The organism is Vibrio sp. VP6 (assembly GCF_028823755.1).
Taxonomy (GTDB): Bacteria; Pseudomonadota; Gammaproteobacteria; order Enterobacterales; family Vibrionaceae; genus Vibrio; species Vibrio parahaemolyticus.
The window spans coordinates 1-15,420 of record NZ_JAPEID010000035.1 but is presented as its reverse complement, the minus strand read 5'-3'; the positions used below and the strand labels follow the sequence as shown (position 1 = coordinate 15,420).

The 15,420-nt window shown below is 45.8% G+C and carries 17 protein-coding genes and 2 tRNA genes; 10 read left to right on the top strand and 9 right to left on the bottom strand.

Going from position 1 to position 15,420, the window contains the following annotated elements:
• Positions 1 to 175: 175 nt before the first annotated feature.
• A tRNA-Pro gene (locus OU793_RS18835) sits at positions 176 to 252 on the bottom strand.
• Positions 253 to 511: 259 nt separating this feature from the next.
• Between OU793_RS18835 and OU793_RS18830 the strand changes: the two genes are divergently transcribed.
• The 3 genes from OU793_RS18830 to rluF all read left to right on the top strand — a co-directional run bounded on the left by OU793_RS18830 (position 512) and on the right by rluF (position 2,580).
• Positions 512 to 652: a DUF3149 domain-containing protein gene (locus OU793_RS18830; RefSeq protein WP_005489851.1), complete on the top strand. Its 141-nt coding sequence runs from the start codon at positions 512 to 514 to the stop codon at positions 650 to 652.
• Positions 653 to 783: 131 nt separating this feature from the next.
• Positions 784 to 1,365: a DNA endonuclease SmrA gene (gene smrA, locus OU793_RS18825; protein ID WP_005481355.1), complete on the top strand. Its 582-nt coding sequence runs from the start codon at positions 784 to 786 to the stop codon at positions 1,363 to 1,365.
• A gap of 99 nt (positions 1,366 to 1,464) precedes the next feature.
• Positions 1,465 to 2,580, top strand: coding sequence for a 23S rRNA pseudouridine(2604) synthase RluF (gene rluF, locus OU793_RS18820; RefSeq protein ID WP_005496155.1), 1,116 nt, complete (start codon positions 1,465 to 1,467; stop codon positions 2,578 to 2,580).
• 56 nt (positions 2,581 to 2,636) lie between these two features.
• Here rluF and ybaK read toward each other — a convergent pair whose 3' ends face one another.
• The 8 genes from ybaK to hemA form a co-directional block, all read right to left on the bottom strand.
• Positions 2,637 to 3,110, bottom strand: coding sequence for a Cys-tRNA(Pro) deacylase (gene ybaK / locus OU793_RS18815; RefSeq protein ID WP_005481362.1), 474 nt, complete (start codon positions 3,108 to 3,110; stop codon positions 2,637 to 2,639).
• A 108-nt stretch (positions 3,111 to 3,218) separates the two neighbouring features.
• Positions 3,219 to 4,901 (bottom strand): bifunctional UDP-sugar hydrolase/5'-nucleotidase UshA, encoded by a 1,683-nt coding sequence (gene ushA / locus OU793_RS18810; RefSeq protein ID WP_140103906.1) that lies wholly within the window; start codon positions 4,899 to 4,901, stop codon positions 3,219 to 3,221.
• A 223-nt stretch (positions 4,902 to 5,124) separates the two neighbouring features.
• A complete protein-coding gene (gene kdsA, locus OU793_RS18805) occupies positions 5,125 to 5,976 on the bottom strand; it encodes a 3-deoxy-8-phosphooctulonate synthase (RefSeq protein WP_025525374.1) in 852 nt (283 codons plus the stop codon).
• 54 nt (positions 5,977 to 6,030) lie between these two features.
• Positions 6,031 to 6,840, bottom strand: a complete 810-nt coding sequence (locus OU793_RS18800; RefSeq protein ID WP_005481357.1) for a SirB1 family protein — start codon at positions 6,838 to 6,840, stop codon at positions 6,031 to 6,033.
• Between the two features lie 5 nt (positions 6,841 to 6,845).
• Complete coding sequence (locus OU793_RS18795; RefSeq protein ID WP_005468486.1) at positions 6,846 to 7,229, bottom strand: SirB2 family protein; 384 nt, start codon at positions 7,227 to 7,229, stop codon at positions 6,846 to 6,848.
• Positions 7,230 to 7,270: 41 nt separating this feature from the next.
• Positions 7,271 to 8,128 carry a peptide chain release factor N(5)-glutamine methyltransferase gene (prmC, locus tag OU793_RS18790; RefSeq protein ID WP_020904133.1) on the bottom strand — a complete coding sequence of 286 codons (858 nt, stop codon included), beginning with the start codon at positions 8,126 to 8,128 and terminating at the stop codon, positions 7,271 to 7,273.
• 3 nt (positions 8,129 to 8,131) lie between these two features.
• Complete coding sequence (prfA, locus tag OU793_RS18785; RefSeq protein ID WP_140103905.1) at positions 8,132 to 9,220, bottom strand: peptide chain release factor 1; 1,089 nt, start codon at positions 9,218 to 9,220, stop codon at positions 8,132 to 8,134.
• A gap of 29 nt (positions 9,221 to 9,249) precedes the next feature.
• Positions 9,250 to 10,506 (bottom strand): glutamyl-tRNA reductase, encoded by a 1,257-nt coding sequence (hemA, locus tag OU793_RS18780; RefSeq protein WP_005496164.1) that lies wholly within the window; start codon positions 10,504 to 10,506, stop codon positions 9,250 to 9,252.
• Positions 10,507 to 10,640: 134 nt separating this feature from the next.
• On the opposite strand from hemA, the gene lolB reads away from it, so the two are divergent.
• The 7 genes from lolB to OU793_RS18745 all read left to right on the top strand — a co-directional run bounded on the left by lolB (position 10,641) and on the right by OU793_RS18745 (position 15,326).
• On the top strand, positions 10,641 to 11,279 hold the full coding sequence (gene lolB, locus OU793_RS18775) for a lipoprotein insertase outer membrane protein LolB (protein WP_015296355.1): 639 nt from the start codon (positions 10,641 to 10,643) through the stop codon (positions 11,277 to 11,279).
• On the top strand, positions 11,261 to 12,148 hold the full coding sequence (gene ispE / locus OU793_RS18770; protein WP_140103904.1) for a 4-(cytidine 5'-diphospho)-2-C-methyl-D-erythritol kinase: 888 nt from the start codon (positions 11,261 to 11,263) through the stop codon (positions 12,146 to 12,148). The genes lolB and ispE overlap by 19 nt, the downstream gene beginning before the upstream one ends.
• A gap of 28 nt (positions 12,149 to 12,176) precedes the next feature.
• Positions 12,177 to 13,121, top strand: coding sequence for a ribose-phosphate pyrophosphokinase (locus OU793_RS18765; RefSeq protein ID WP_005496171.1), 945 nt, complete (start codon positions 12,177 to 12,179; stop codon positions 13,119 to 13,121).
• Positions 13,122 to 13,272: 151 nt separating this feature from the next.
• Positions 13,273 to 13,863: an aminoacyl-tRNA hydrolase gene (gene pth / locus OU793_RS18760; protein ID WP_005496173.1), complete on the top strand. Its 591-nt coding sequence runs from the start codon at positions 13,273 to 13,275 to the stop codon at positions 13,861 to 13,863.
• 10 nt (positions 13,864 to 13,873) lie between these two features.
• Positions 13,874 to 14,965, top strand: coding sequence for a redox-regulated ATPase YchF (gene ychF / locus OU793_RS18755; RefSeq protein ID WP_005496175.1), 1,092 nt, complete (start codon positions 13,874 to 13,876; stop codon positions 14,963 to 14,965).
• A gap of 4 nt (positions 14,966 to 14,969) precedes the next feature.
• Positions 14,970 to 15,230, top strand: coding sequence for a hypothetical protein (locus tag OU793_RS18750; RefSeq protein WP_011105709.1), 261 nt, complete (start codon positions 14,970 to 14,972; stop codon positions 15,228 to 15,230).
• A gap of 19 nt (positions 15,231 to 15,249) precedes the next feature.
• Positions 15,250 to 15,326 (top strand) — tRNA-Met (locus OU793_RS18745).
• The last annotated feature ends 94 nt before the right edge of the window (positions 15,327 to 15,420 follow it).

Here is a 15,420-nt window from a genome sequence, read left to right as displayed (position 1 = left end):
CTCTATACCATTGACCTCTAAAATTGCTAGCGCTAGAACGACGAAAGCCTGCTCATTGAGCAGGCTTTCTAAAAATGGTCGGTGAAGAGAGATTCGACGCGGCTGGGCTCCCAGACCCCGACCCGATGTTCGAATGCAAAAAGCCGCAGCATTTCTGCTGCGGCTTCTTTGAAAGTGGTCGGTGAAGAGGGATTCGAACCCCCGACCCTCTGGTCCCAAACCAGATGCGCTACCAAGCTGCGCTATTCACCGAGATGTTTAACTGGGGTCTTGTCCCCGTCAACGATGCGTATATTACGGATTCTGATCGGAGACGCAAGTGCTTTTTGCAAAAAAACGTAATGTCTTAATTCGTTTGATGAATAACTGAACACTAGCACGTAAAATGTGATTGATAACCCACAATAAAACACAGTTTATTAACCTTAGCAACATAATTGATCCAGATCAGTGTGCAAAAAAACACCGCCATTTAGTTTTATGCCTGTCGGGAATATCTTGGAGGAAACATATGGACTTTTGGCTTGATCTCCTATTTGGTAATGCAGTGGGTCTATCGTCAATGATAGTAATCTTTGGGGCATTTGGTCTGATGCTGTTTTACGGCGGTTTCTTCATCTATAAGATCATGAACGACAAATCTCCTCACTAGATCTCGCTTAGCTCTAGAAACGCTTTGCACCGGAGCCGGTTACTTGCCTGCTCCGGTTTTTTATTTGATCTTCTGCCACATCTCGTTGATATAATCCTATCTACCTATCCTGTTCTTATGAGATTGCCACTATGTCTCACGATGACGATTTTGAACTGTTTCAACAGATGATGGGCGATGTTAAGCCAATCAACCAAGACACTGCTGAACACAAAAAAGTCCACCAAGTGACTGATGCACATATTGCCAAACGCGAAGCAGCGATTTGGCTCACCGAAGATGACCCAGAATACCTTTCTCTCGATCATGCAGAAATGCTCAAACCCGATGACTTCGTCGAGTTCAAACGAGATGGTGTTCAAGATGGTGTATTTCGCAAACTTCGCCTTGGCAAGTACCCTATCCAAGCCCGTTTAGACTTGCATCGTAAAACGCTGAAAGAAGCACGTGATGAAGTAGTGAAGTTCTTAAAGCAATGTATCTCAATGGATATTCGTACTGTTGTGATTGTGCACGGCCGTGGCGAACGTTCGAATCCACCAGCATTAATGAAAAGCTTCGTCAGCAGTTGGTTACAACAAATAAAAGAAGTGCAATGCGTGCACAGTGCACAACGCTTTCACGGTGGCAGTGGTGCTGTTTATGTATTGCTAAGAAAAAGCGCAGACAAGAAACTAGAAAACCGCGAACGTCATCAAAAACGGTTAGGTTAAGTTTCTCCTCGGTGCTAGAATGCCCGACCTTATTTCCCCTTCCCACTCGCGGGAAGGGTCATCAAATTCACCGCCGTTGTGAAACGTTAGGAGACCGATATGTCACAAGACAACGCGAAACGCTTAAATAAATTCATCAGCGAAACGGGCTTTTGCTCACGTCGCGCTGCCGATAAACTGATCGAAGAAGGTCGAGTGACCATTAACGGCAAACAGCCAGAAATGGGCACTAAAGTACTACCTGGTGACGACGTTTGTGTTGATGGCAAGCCTGTCGCTTCAAAAGAAAAGCCGATTTATATCGCCCTCAACAAGCCAACAGGCATCACTTGTACGACTGAGCGTGATATCCCCGGCAATATCGTCGATTTCATCGGTCACAAAAAGCGTATTTTCCCAATTGGTCGACTCGACAAACCTTCGGATGGTTTGATCTTCTTGACTAACGATGGCGACATCGTGAACAAGATTCTGCGCGCTGGTAACAACCACGAAAAAGAATACGTGGTGCGTGTCGACAAGCCGATTACGGACGAATTCCTAAAACAGATGTCGAGCGGTGTTCGAATCCTCGATACCGTAACACTCCCTTGTAAAGTCACGAAAGAAACCAAGTTCTCTTTCCGTATTGTTTTGACGCAAGGCCTAAACCGTCAGATCCGCCGTATGTGTGAAGCACTCGGCTACGAAGTATTTAAACTTCGCCGCGTACGCATCATGAACATCTCTCTAGATGGTATTCCAAATGGTAAATGGCGTTACCTAACCGATGACGAAGTCGCAGAAATTTTAGCAATGTGCGATGGCTCAGTTGGTACCGAGGAAGCGTCAAAGACAGATTCTCGAGGTCGTAATATTCGTAAAGCGACTGATGCGAAACTGTTTGATAGCCGTGAAGAGAACCAAGGTTCGACTGCTCGTCGCAATCAAAAAACGCGCACCTTCCGTGGTAATAACGCTGACGAGTTCCGTCATGCACCTAACTCTAAAAAAGGCCAGCAAAAGCGCCGTCAACGTGATGATGAAAACTCACGCCCTGCGAAAGAGCATTACAAAGCGAAACCTCAAGGTGAACGTGCGAAGCCACAAGGTGAGCATGGCAGACCGCAAAACAAGCCTCAAACACCGAGCAAACCGAAGCAGCATTACGTCAATCCGAATACGACAAGTAAACCGGCAAAACGCACTAGTGGCACATTAAGCCTCAAAAAATAACAATAAAGGACGCTTTCGCGTCCTTTTTCTTTGTTGGTCATTCAACCCAAACTGGCTTACAAGCATAATGGGGCAAACTGCCCTCTGGTCAAAGCCACAAGATCTTGCGGAGCAAGCTCAATTTCTAAGCCTCGTTTACCCGCGCTCACACAAATCGTCTCTTGTTCTTTTGCACTTTCATGTAGAAAGGTTGGCAACGCTTTCTTTTGTCCAAGTGGACTAATGCCGCCAACTACATAACCCGTTGTCTTTTGGGCGATGTCTGGATCTGCCATGTCGGCTTTTTTACCCTTTGCTGCTTTGGCTGCCAATTTTAGATTCAGTTTTTGATCCACAGGAATGATGGCTACTGCCAAGTTTTTGGGCTCGCCATTAAGGCAAAACAACAGGGTTTTGAATACTTTTTTAGGATCTTGCCCCAACACTTCAGCCGCTTCTAACCCATAGCTGTCTGCTCTCGGGTCATGTTCATACTGGTGAATGGTGTGAGGAACTTTTTTCTTTTTCGCAAGATTAATGGCCGGAGTCATCAAGATTCTCCTTATAAAAATAAAAAACGCAGCCCCCATCAATGGGAGCTGCGCTTTTAGTTAATGATATCAGCGAGTTTGAGTCAAACGCTTTTTCGCAATCAAACTCTATTGATTGACTACATTGTTTGTTTGGTACATCACCTCACCAGAAGGTGCGTATTCGTTAACGTCAATTGGGCTATGGCTTTCTAGATAGTCTTTCAAGACTTCTGCATCGGTAAAACCTGTGTTGACGTAGCCAGGGTGCGTATCAATTTTAGGGTAACCATCGCCACCAGAAGCGTTGTAACTTGGTACTGTGAAGCGATAGCGACCATCTAAACGCAGTTGCTTGTTACCGATAAATACATTGGTGACTTTGTCATTTTCAATACGCATAGAGATACCCGCAAACTGCGCGTAAGCACCTGAATCAACTGGCTTGGTTGCAACAATATTTAGGTAATCCAAGACTTCTTGACCAGACATATCTACGTAAGAAACCATGTTGCCAAATGGCTGCACGGTCAGCACATCTTTGTATGTGATTTCACCAGCTTCAATAGAATCACGCACACCACCTGAGTTCATCACTGCGAAATCAGCTTTTGCACGTTCCATATGAGCCGTTGCAATTAAACGACCTAGATTCGTCTGTTGGAATCGCACGACATCACGGTCACCCTCTAGCTTACCGTTTGATTCCGCAATTTTCACATTCAGCTGGCTTTGGCCTTTTTCTTGGAAAGGACGAAGGAAGTCCAACATCGCTTTGTCTTGAGTAATTTCATCTTGAACAAACACACGTTGTGATTGACCATCCACATTGATTTTTTTCTTCAAGTTTACAGGAATAAGATCGTAGCTCACCATTGATAGTTCGCCGTTACGGAATTCGTAATCGGCACGGCCAACATATTTACCCCACTCATGCGCCTGAATAATGTAAGTACCGTTTTGTTGGTCTGGCTGACACTCATCACCCGGTTTAAAGTTCTTTTTGATAACGTTAGGACCTTCCATACAAACGGGCTCTTGTGAGTGACCACCCACAATCATGTCCAAATCGCCTTCATTAAGGTAACGCGCCAAAGCTACATCACCCGGCGCATTGATGCCACGGTTGCCATTTTCGTAGTGACCCATGTGCGTAACAGCGAAAATCAGATCCGGATTTTCTGTTTTTTTCAGTTCTGCAATCAGCTCTTTCGCTTCCGCTTTCGGGTCGCGGAAGTCCACTTGACCGATAAACTCAGGGTTCCCCAACTTCGCGGTATCTTCTGTTGTCAGACCAATAACCGCAATTTTAATGCCTTGCTTATTGAACATCGCGTAAGGTTGGAATAAACGCTTGCCCGTTTTTTTGTCGTAGATGTTGGCTGACAGCATTGGGAAGTTAGCCCAATCTTGCTGTTTGAATAGCACATCTAGCGGATTATCAAATTCGTGATTGCCTAACGCCATCGCGTCGTAGCCAATCTTACTCATGCCTTTGAAATCTGGTTCAGCGTCTTGTAAATCAGATTCAGGAACGCCGGTATTAATATCACCACCAGACAGCAACAGCACGCTGCCTCCTTCTGCTTGAATTTCATCACGCAGATCATCGATCAACGTCTTGCGCGCGGCCATGCCGTACTCACCGTGTTTATTCTGCCAAAAACGACCGTGGTGATCGTTGGTGTGTAAGACAGTCAATTTATAAGTGGTATCTGCATTCCATTCATGAGCAGGTTGTGAAGCACATCCAGCCAGCGAGGCCAAAATAGCGGCACTCAAAGCGGTTTTGATAATCAGACGCTGATTCATTTTTTTTCCTTTTTCTTATCGGGATTACTGATGCACATTTTCAAACATTAGAGCTATTTGAAAACCACGCGCACCCTAACACATTGATTTCATAATTATGATGCATTGTTTAGCAATAACAAATTCATCAGTAACAAGTTTGAGAATTTACGGTTTATCAGATAAAAAAATAGCCAACTCTAGGTTGGCTATTTTATTTTTCATCATGAACAGTAACGATTCATTACTTGATATCGATGTTTTCAAAGCTCTTAATCAAGTCATCTAGTGACTTCATTTGCGCCAAGAATGGCTCTAGTTTGTCTAGAGGCAGTGCAGATGGGCCATCACAACGTGCTTGATCTGGGTTCGGGTGCGCTTCGATAAATAGACCCGCAATGCCTGTCGCTAGACCCGCTTTTGCAAGCTCAACTGTCTGCTCACGACGGCCGCCAGATGCTGCGCCTGATGGGTCACGCATTTGTAGTGAGTGCGTTACGTCAAAGATGATTGGGCTACCTTTCGACGCGTTCTTCATTACACCAAAGCCAAGCATGTCTACAACTAGGTTATCGTAACCGTGGCAAGAGCCGCGCTCACATAGGATGATTTTGTCGTTACCGCATTCTGCGAATTTCTCAACGATGTTACCCACTTGACCAGGGCTCATAAATTGAGGTTTCTTCACGTTGATCACTGCGCCTGTTTTCGCCATTGCTTCAACTAGGTCAGTTTGACGAGCTAGAAATGCAGGAAGCTGAATAACGTCTACCACGTCTGCGACAGGTTGAGCTTGTGCTTCTGTGTGAACGTCAGTGATGATCTTAACGCCAAAAGTGTCTTTTAGCTCTTGGAAGATTTTCATACCTTCTTCAAGGCCTGGGCCACGGTATGAATGAACAGAACTGCGGTTTGCTTTGTCGAACGACGCCTTGAATACGTAAGGAATGCCCAGTTTGTCTGTTACTTTTACGTAATGCTCACAGATCTGCATAGCAAGCTCACGAGACTCAAGAACGTTCATACCTGCAAATAGGGTGAATGGCTTGTCGTTAGCAACCTGAATGTCGCCGATATTAACGATTTTCTGTTCCATTATGATTCTCTTTTTTCTGTCCACGGTATGCCACGCTTGGGCACTCCGATAAAATTAGTGAAGCGTGACGTGTTTTTCACTCATCGCATTAACTTGTGATTTTAGTAGCTCAGACGCAGGATCGTCGGGACATTGGTCAATAAAGTACTGAAAGTCAGATACCGCGACCTGATGACACTCAAGCTGTTGGAAGATAAAACCGCGATCACGAATCTCGTATGGGTCATCTGGCACAAAGGTCAATGCCAGATTAGTACAGCGCAGCGCCAGTGTGTAACGCTCTTCTCTCAGCATCGCGCTTTTAATCAACGCCAACCAGCGACCAATCACTGTCGGATTATCCGCTTCGTCAAAATGTTCTGGTTTAAGTTGCGCTAACGGTCCTTCTTGACCGATTAACCAAGCTTGAAGGATTTTCTCACCAACATACTCCCCGTTGAACGGGTTAATGTAGTCTGGTGTTTTGTGCATCCAATCCACTTTAATTAGGAACTGAGTTGGGAATGTCACACCTTTCATAGGGAAGCCAAGACGATTGCCTAAGTACAATAAAATTGCACCTAAGCTGACCGGTATACCTTTTTTACGCTCTAGCACTTTATCGATAAAGCTGTTGTCAGAGATAAAGTACTCTTGGTCGTCACCTTTGAAGCCCCACTCATGGAAAAACAGACGTAGGAAAGAGTCGAAACGCTGCTCTTCATCTGTTTCATGGATAAGCGTTGCTTCTGCTTCTTGGTACAGACGCTCTAGCTCTTGCTTAGCCCAATGGACGTTGGTTTCTGGATTAACGGATTTATTGAGCTCTAACGCTCCTTCCACCAGCGCCATGTTGTCAAAATCTTCGTCAAAAAACTCAAGCATGACGATTACCCAAATAAAGTTGGACTCTTAGACACGGCGATGTTAGCCGCCATGACCAACCAACCGAGTGCGCCAAAGAAACCGAAAATTTGCAGCAATTTATTTTTAGCTAATTTCAGAGCGAAGAAGCCCAGAGCAATGTACGCCAACACACATGTGATCTTGTTGGTTAGCCAAGGTGCTGAGTCTGTAAATGGAATGAAGCCAGTAACAAAGATCAAAGCAACACCTGACAACAACAGCGCGGTATCAACAATGTGTGGAAAAACTTTCAGAAAACGATGGTTGCGCTTTGGAGAGTTCATCATCATTAACGCGAATCGAATCGACAACAATGTGGCACTCAGTGCGATGGTGACAAGGTGAATATGTTTTAGAGCTACGTACATTTTTCTTCTCTTTTAATAAATTACTGCTGACTTGCTCGTTCTTATGAAGGCTGGTAGCAACCGAGGGTAACTCGATCATTCCCACCATAATCTTTTTCGGTGACAACTTGCTGATAACCAAAGCCACTCATGATCTCACGAACCGCCTCGCCTTGGTCGTAACCGTGTTCGAAGGCAAGCCAACCGCCCTCTTCAAGATACTGACGAGCCAAATCGGAGATATGGCGAATATCCGCTAAGCCATTTTCATCAGCGACCAGCGCGGATTTTGGCTCAAAACGAACGTCACCTTGGGATAAATGCGGATCTTTCTCGTCAATATACGGCGGATTGGAAACAATTAAAGCAAACTTTGTTCCCTCTGCAATAGGCTCGAACCAGCTACCTTGGTCAAACGTCACATTTTTGATGTTTAGCTGCGCGGCATTGTACTCAGCAAGCTCTTTGGCCTCTTGTTTGAGGTCAACTCCCATTACCTGACGATTCGGTAGCTCAGACGCTAATGCCAACGCAATTGCTCCTGTCCCCGTGCCTAGATCTAGAATCGATCCGGTCTGCCCATAGGTTTTATCCAAAGCAACTTCCACCAAACGTTCGGTGTCTGGTCTTGGGATCAAGGTAGTAGGAGAAACTTTGAGAGGTAGAGACCAAAACTCACGCTCACCAATAATGTAAGCAACGGGTTCGCCTGCTAAGCGCCTTGCGAGTAAAGCATCAAACTGCGCTTGTTGCTCAGGTTCCAATGCTTTTTCTGGCCACGTTAGCAAATAGGTTCGCGGTTTGCCAAGAACATGGCAAAGAAGGACAGCTGCATCGAGAGAAGGCGACTCTTTGCCGCCTTCTGTCAGTTTTGCCGTCGCACTTTTCAGTGCTTGCTCAATGGATTGAACTTGGCTCATCGATTAAGCGTTCTCAGATAGCGCCGCTAGTTGGTCTGCTTGGTGTTCTTGAACCACTGGGTCAATCAAGCTTTGTAGGTCGCCTTCCATCACTTCGTTCAAACGGTAGATGGTTAGGTTGATTCGGTGGTCAGAAACACGGCCTTGCGGGTAGTTGTAAGTACGGATACGGTCACTGCGGTCACCAGAACCTAGTAGGTTACGGCGCGTGTCAGACACTTCTGCCGCACGACGCTCTTGTTCCGCTTGAACGATACGAGCAGCCAGTACTGCCATCGCTTTCGCTTTGTTCTTATGCTGTGAACGCTCGTCTTGACACTCTACCACTGTACCCGTTGGTAAGTGAGTAATACGGATTGCAGAATCCGTGGTGTTGACGTGCTGACCACCCGCGCCAGATGCACGGAACGTATCGATTTTTAGGTCTGCCGCTTTGATTTCTGGCAGATCCGCCTCTGGGATTTCCGCCATGACCGCTACTGTACACGCAGAAGTATGCACACGACCTTGAGATTCTGTCGCTGGTACACGTTGTACACGGTGACCGCCAGATTCAAACTTCAGTACGCCGTATGCACCATCGCCGCTCACTTTCGCGATCATCTCTTTGTAACCACCGTGCTCCGCTTCGTTTGAAGACATCACTTCAATGCGCCAGCCACGCTTTTCTGCGTATTTGCTGTACATACGGAATAGGTCGCCAGCGAAGATACCTGCTTCATCACCGCCAGCACCAGCGCGGATTTCAAGGAAACAGTTACGATCATCATTTGGATCTTTTGGAAGAAGAAGAATTTGCAACTCATCAGCAAGACGTTCAATCGCTTCTTTCGCGTCTTTGATCTCTTCTTGAGCCATTTCACGCATTTCTTCGTCGTCTTCTTTTGCCATCTCTTCAGCGGCAGCAAGATCGTCTTGAGCTTGTTGGTAAGCTTGGAAGCACTTAGTTACTTCTTCTAGCTGAGAGTACTCTTTTGATAGAGCACGGAATTTGTCCTGATCTCCAATTACATCAGGATCACCAAGAAGATGTTGAACTTCTTCGTAACGTTCTACTAGCGTTTCTAGCTTAGTCAGAATAGAGGCTTTCATAGTGTCGTTTTCTTAATAAAAAGCGTGAGTTACAGATCATCTAAGCCAAGCGTTTGGCGGATAATCGTTAATTTTGCTGGTTCGCCTTGTTCCGCCGCACTTTGTAGTGCGCGTGTTGGGGCGTGAATCAGTTTGTTGGTGAGTTTATTACTAAGTTCGCGCAGTACTTTCTCCGGGTCTGCGCCAGCTGCCAATGATTGCAGGCTTTTACTCAGTAACTCTTCACGTATTTCGTTCGCCGACTTACGATAATCGCGAATACTATCAACCGCTTGCAGTGAGCGTAGCCACGTCATAAACGACGCACTTTCTTCACTAACAATAGCTTCGGCCTGAATCGCTTCAACTTTACGTTGCTCAATATTGCTATCGATGATCGACTGCAAGTCGTCCACCGAATACAGATAAGCATCGTTCAATTCGCCAACTTGCGCTTCCACATCACGTGGTACAGCAATATCGACTAACAGAATAGGTTGATGACGACGTTGTTTCAGCGCTGTTTCAACCATGCCTTTACCAATAATAGGCAACGGACTCGCTGTTGAGCTAATCACGATGTCCGCTCTTGCGAGGTGGTCTGGGATTTCGTTCAGGCTGATTACTTCTGCACCAAACTGCTCAGCTAACCCTTGAGCACGCTCTTTGGTGCGGTTTGCGACTATCATTTTTGTGCAGCCGTTCGACGCTAAGTGCTTCGCGACCAGTTCGATGGTTTCACCTGCCCCGACAAGTAAGACTGTCGAGTCAGATAACGATTCGAAAATGTGTTTTGCTAATGTACATGCGGCGTAAGCCACCGACACAGCATTGCCACCGATATCAGTTTCCGTACGAACTCGTTTTGCAACAGAAAACGTTTTTTGGAACAGCTTATCAATCGACGAGTCTACAGCTTGATGATCACGTGAATCAGAAAATGCCTGTTTCACTTGACCTAAGATCTGCGGCTCACCAAGTACCAGTGAATCAAGGCCACATGAGACGCGCATCAAGTGTTTAATTGCCGCTTGTTCTTCGTGTACATACAAACTTGGCATCAAGTCTTCACGGCTCACTTGGTGAAATTGAGCGAGCCAATCGATCAGCTTGTTTCGCGCTCCTTGCTTAACGTCGCAGTACAACTCAGTACGGTTACAGGTTGAAACAATCACACTGCCGTTAACCGCTTCGTGCTCTCTGAGTTGCTCAAGTGCAGGGCCGAGCTTATCAGGCCCGAACGCCACTTTCTCTCGCAAGTCAACAGACGCTGTATTGTGATTAATTCCAATAGCAAGCAAGGACATCTAACGTGGTATCTCTGAGATCGGTTATAAAATAGGTTCAGAATTTTACTGTAAGCACGCATTTATTGAAAGGGTAAGCCGGATTTGTTTTCCTAAGTCCGTCTTTTCAATGCTATAGTTGTGAGCGATTCCCGATGAAACTGATTAATAAGCCATCAAACATGACCTTACGTTCCTTTCTCATCTTTCTCTTGTCGAGCCTTATTCTCGCTGGGTGTAGTTCCGTTCCTGAAAGCGTCACCAGCGTCGAATGGCAAGCTCATGAACAACGTCTTGAAACCATCCATGATTTTCAAGCGACCGGGAAATTAGGCTACATCGGCCCCGACCAAAGACAAAGTCTGAACTTTTTTTGGAAGCACTCCACCGCTTTAAGCCAACTTCGATTAACCACTGTATTGGGACAAACCGCATTAAAACTGACGATTACCCCACAAGGGGCAACGGTTGAAACGTATGATGACCAAGTCCTTTCAGCACGCAACGCTAATCAACTGATTTATCGCCTCACAGGCTTGATGATGCCAGTTGACCACATGCCCGACTGGTTACTCGGTTTACCTACAGATGCAGATACATTCCAGCTTTCTCCAGCCAACACACTGCAAACCTTAGACAAACAGATAGGTCTCAACGACTGGAAAATCGCTTACGAACGTTATGGCGACGTAGAATGGCACGAACAGACGCTTCCATTACCGAATAAACTAAAGCTGACGACATCAGACGTAAAAATCAATCTAGTGATCACAAAATGGAACATCACCCAATGATCGAAACTTCAACCCGCTGGCCGTCTCCGGCGAAATTGAATCTCTTTCTATACATCAATGGCCGCACAGAAAACGGCTATCACGAGTTACAAACCTTATTCCAATTCGTCGATCACGGAGATGAGCTCACCATTCAAGCAAACCATTCTGGTGATATTACGATTTTTCCAGAGATAGAAGGTGTGCCTCTTCAAGACAATTTAATTTGGAAAGCTGCAACTGCGCTGCAAAATTACGCTCACAGCCCTTTTGGTGCGCATATCGAACTGCACAAAATTTTACCAATGGGTGGGGGAATTGGCGGAGGTTCTTCAAATGCTGCTACGACACTTGTGGCACTCAACTACTTGTGGCAGCTCAATTTAACTGATGATGAATTAGCCGAAATTGGCCTAAAACTGGGCGCTGACGTGCCTGTTTTTGTGCGCGGTTTTTCCGCTTTTGCTGAAGGTGTGGGTGAGAAGCTTTCTCCAGCCAACCCGGAAGAAAAGTGGTATCTCGTCGTGAGACCAAATGTTTCTATTGCGACAGCGGATATATTCCGTCATCCAGATCTGACACGAAACACACCAAAACGAGATCTAGAAACACTTTTGAACGCGCCAAGCGTAAACGATTGCGAAAAAATTGTACGAATGCTCTACCCAGAGGTTGATAAGCAACTTTCATGGCTGCTACAATACGCGCCGTCAAGATTGACGGGGACAGGATCTTGCGTTTTTGCTGAATTTTCGAGCAAATCGGAAGCAGAAACTATCCTTGCACAACTCTCTGATAAAGTCTCGGCATTTGTCGCTCAAGGGCGCAATATTTCGCCACTAAAAGAGACTTTGGCTGAATACCAATCAGCCTCACACCGACCTATTTAAAACTGGACGCAAACCCGAGGTTTCCACCGTGCCTGATATGAAGCTATTTGCTGGTAACGCAACACCTGAACTAGCCCAACGTATTGCTGATCGTCTTTACATCTCTCTTGGTGATGCATCTGTTTCTCGCTTTTCTGATGGCGAAGTTGCAGTTCAAATCAATGAGAATGTTCGTGGTAGCGATGTTTTCATCATTCAATCCACTTGTGCACCGACTAACGACAACCTAATGGAATTGGTTGTTATGATTGATGCAATGCGCCGTGCTTCAGCAGGCCGTATCACTGCAGTTATCCCTTACTTTGGTTACGCCCGTCAAGATCGTCGTGTACGTTCTGCTCGTGTGCCAATTACTGCAAAAGTTGTTGCTGATTTCCTATCTAACGTTGGTGTTGACCGCGTTCTTACTATCGACCTACACGCAGAGCAAATCCAAGGCTTCTTCGATGTTCCTGTAGATAACATCTTCGGTACTCCTGTACTACTTGAAGACATGCAATCTCGCGGTCTAGATAACCCAGTAGTGGTTTCTCCTGACCTAGGTGGTGTGGTTCGAGCTCGTGCAACGGCGAAAGCGCTAGGCGACATCGATATTGCTATCGTTGATAAGCGTCGTCCACGTGCAAACGTTTCTGAAGTGATGAACCTAATCGGTGATGTTGAAGGTCGCGACTGTGTGATCGTTGATGACATGATCGATACAGGTGGCACTCTATGTAAAGCAGCTGAAGCGCTAAAAGAGCGCGGTGCTAAGCGTGTATTCGCTTACGCAACTCACGCTGTATTCTCTGGTAACGCTGCAGACAACATTAAGAACTCTGTTCTTGACCAAGTTATCGTAACTGACTCTATCTCTCTTTCTAAAGAGATGGCGGCGACAGGCAAAGTAACCACACTAAGCCTATCTCGTATGCTAGCTGAAGCAATCCGTCGCATCAGCAACGAAGAGTCAATCTCTGCAATGTTCAACTAATCTGAACATTTCAGTTAGACTGATTTCAAAAGCACCCCTCTATGGGGTGTTTTTTTATTTGTATCGATAGGCAGAAAATCCCTTGGTCGCCCACTGTGAGAATTCTGTGCTATTATACTGCGCTTTTTGAGATTCCAGAGAGATCCTAACCTTGACTCAACCAATCAAACTTCTTGTTGGTCTTGCTAATCCGGGACCAGAATATGCCAAAACTCGCCATAATGCGGGCGCTTGGGTTGTAGAAGAATTAGCACGCGTCCATAACGTTACCCTGAAGAACGAACCAAAGTTCTTTGGCCTAACCGGACGCATCATGGTCAACGGCCAGGATCTCCGTTTGCTTATCCCTACCACTTTCATGAACCTCTCTGGAAAAGCGATCGCTGCTTTGGCGAAGTTTTACCAAATTAAGCCAGAAGAGATCATGGTTGCTCACGACGAGCTAGACTTACCGCCAGGTGTCGCTAAGTTTAAGAAAGGTGGTGGCCACGGGGGCCACAACGGACTACGTGACACAATAAGCAAACTGGGCAACAACAAAGATTTTTATCGTCTTCGTATCGGCATTGGCCATCCGGGACACAAAGATAAAGTGGCAGGTTTTGTATTAGGTAAAGCTCCAGCGAAAGAGCAAGAGCTACTAGATGCCGCAGCAGATGAAGCTGTTCGTTGTCTAGACATCCTGATTAAGGATGGCCTATCCAAAGCACAAAACCGCCTCCACACGTTCAAAGCTGAATAAGGTTACTATCATGGGTTTTAAATGTGGCATCGTTGGTCTACCTAACGTTGGTAAATCAACTCTGTTTAACGCACTAACTAAAGCGGGTATTGAAGCAGCAAACTTCCCGTTCTGTACCATCGAACCAAACACTGGTGTGGTTCCTGTGCCAGATCTACGTCTAGACGCACTAGCAAAGATCGTTAACCCACAGAAAGTTCTACCTACTACAATGGAATTCGTAGACATCGCTGGTTTGGTTGCGGGCGCATCTCGTGGTGAAGGCCTAGGTAACAAATTCCTAGCGAACATCCGTGAAACAGACGCTATCGGTCACGTTGTACGCTGTTTCGAAAACGAAAATATCGTTCACGTTGCAGGTAAAGTATCTCCAATCGAAGATATTGAAGTAATCAACCTTGAACTAGCTATGGCTGACCTTGATTCTTGTGAGCGCGCGATTCAGCGTAACGCGAAGAAAGCAAAAGGCGGCGACAAAGACGCGAAGTTCGAGCTGACAGTTCTAGAAAAGCTGCTTCCTGTACTAACAGAAGGTGGTTCAGCGCGTACCGTTGAGCTTTCTAAAGAAGAACTAGCAGCTGTAGGTTACCTAAACTTCCTAACGCTAAAACCAACCATGTACATTGCAAACGTAAATGAAGATGGTTTTGAAGACAACCCGTACCTAGACGCAGTACGTGAGTTCGCAGCAAAAGAAAACAACGTGGTTGTTCCTGTATGTGCAGCGATCGAATCAGAAATGGCTGAACTAGAAGACGACGAACGCGAAGAGTTTCTAGCGGATCTAGGCATCGAAGAACCTGGTCTAAACCGCGTAATTCGTGCTGGTTACGAACTGCTAAGTCTACAGACGTACTTCACAGCTGGCGTTAAAGAAGTTCGTGCATGGACAATTCCTGTTGGCGCAACAGCACCAAAGGCAGCAGCGAAGATCCACACTGACTTTGAAAAAGGCTTCATCCGTGCAGAAGTCGTTGGTTACGAAGACTTCATCCAATACAACGGTGAAAACGGAGCAAAAGACGCAGGTAAATGGCGTCTAGAAGGTAAAGACTACATCGTAAAAGATGGCGACGTTGTACACTTCCGCTTCAACGTATAATTAAGTGAATGAAATTCAAACACTTCATTTACATAAAAAGCCAGCAGTAATGCTGGCTTTTTTTATGTCTGCAATAAACGCCACAAAGTTAAGTTCCTTGCTTCAAGCTAATTTATTTCCAGTTTTAGATCATAAACACGCCTCTTTGTTTAAAAAGAAAGCGAACGATGTTTTTTGGGGGATTTATTTAAAAAAACTGTTGACGGATCTCACTCAACTTCGCATAATGCGCGCCGTTCCCAACGACAAGGCAACAAAGCGTTGAGAGCAAAAAATATGGTTTTGGCTACGTAGCTCAGCTGGTTAGAGCACATCACTCATAATGATGGGGTCACAGGTTCGAATCCCGTCGTAGCCACCATTCCTAAACGTTCTTTAATTAAGAGCACTTAGGAATAGATGCGGAAGTGGCGGAATTGGTAGACGCACCAGATTTAGGTTCTGGCGCCGCAAGG

Coding starts and splice junctions, on each gene's coding strand:
- OU793_RS18830 (WP_005489851.1), top strand. CDS start 512: ATGGACTTTTGGCTTGATCTCCTATTTGGTAATGCAGTGGGTCTATCG.
- prmC (WP_020904133.1), bottom strand. CDS start 8,128: ATGAGCCAAGTTCAATCCATTGAGCAAGCACTGAAAAGTGCGACGGCA.
- hemA (WP_005496164.1), bottom strand. CDS start 10,506: ATGTCCTTGCTTGCTATTGGAATTAATCACAATACAGCGTCTGTTGAC.
- ychF (WP_005496175.1), top strand. CDS start 13,874: ATGGGTTTTAAATGTGGCATCGTTGGTCTACCTAACGTTGGTAAATCA.
- OU793_RS18800 (WP_005481357.1), bottom strand. CDS start 6,840: ATGCTTGAGTTTTTTGACGAAGATTTTGACAACATGGCGCTGGTGGAA.
- lolB (WP_015296355.1), top strand. CDS start 10,641: ATGAAACTGATTAATAAGCCATCAAACATGACCTTACGTTCCTTTCTC.
- smrA (WP_005481355.1), top strand. CDS start 784: ATGTCTCACGATGACGATTTTGAACTGTTTCAACAGATGATGGGCGAT.
- ispE (WP_140103904.1), top strand. CDS start 11,261: ATGGAACATCACCCAATGATCGAAACTTCAACCCGCTGGCCGTCTCCG.
- ybaK (WP_005481362.1), bottom strand. CDS start 3,110: ATGACTCCGGCCATTAATCTTGCGAAAAAGAAAAAAGTTCCTCACACC.
- kdsA (WP_025525374.1), bottom strand. CDS start 5,976: ATGGAACAGAAAATCGTTAATATCGGCGACATTCAGGTTGCTAACGAC.
- prfA (WP_140103905.1), bottom strand. CDS start 9,220: ATGAAAGCCTCTATTCTGACTAAGCTAGAAACGCTAGTAGAACGTTAC.
- rluF (WP_005496155.1), top strand. CDS start 1,465: ATGTCACAAGACAACGCGAAACGCTTAAATAAATTCATCAGCGAAACG.
- OU793_RS18795 (WP_005468486.1), bottom strand. CDS start 7,229: ATGTACGTAGCTCTAAAACATATTCACCTTGTCACCATCGCACTGAGT.
- ushA (WP_140103906.1), bottom strand. CDS start 4,901: ATGAATCAGCGTCTGATTATCAAAACCGCTTTGAGTGCCGCTATTTTG.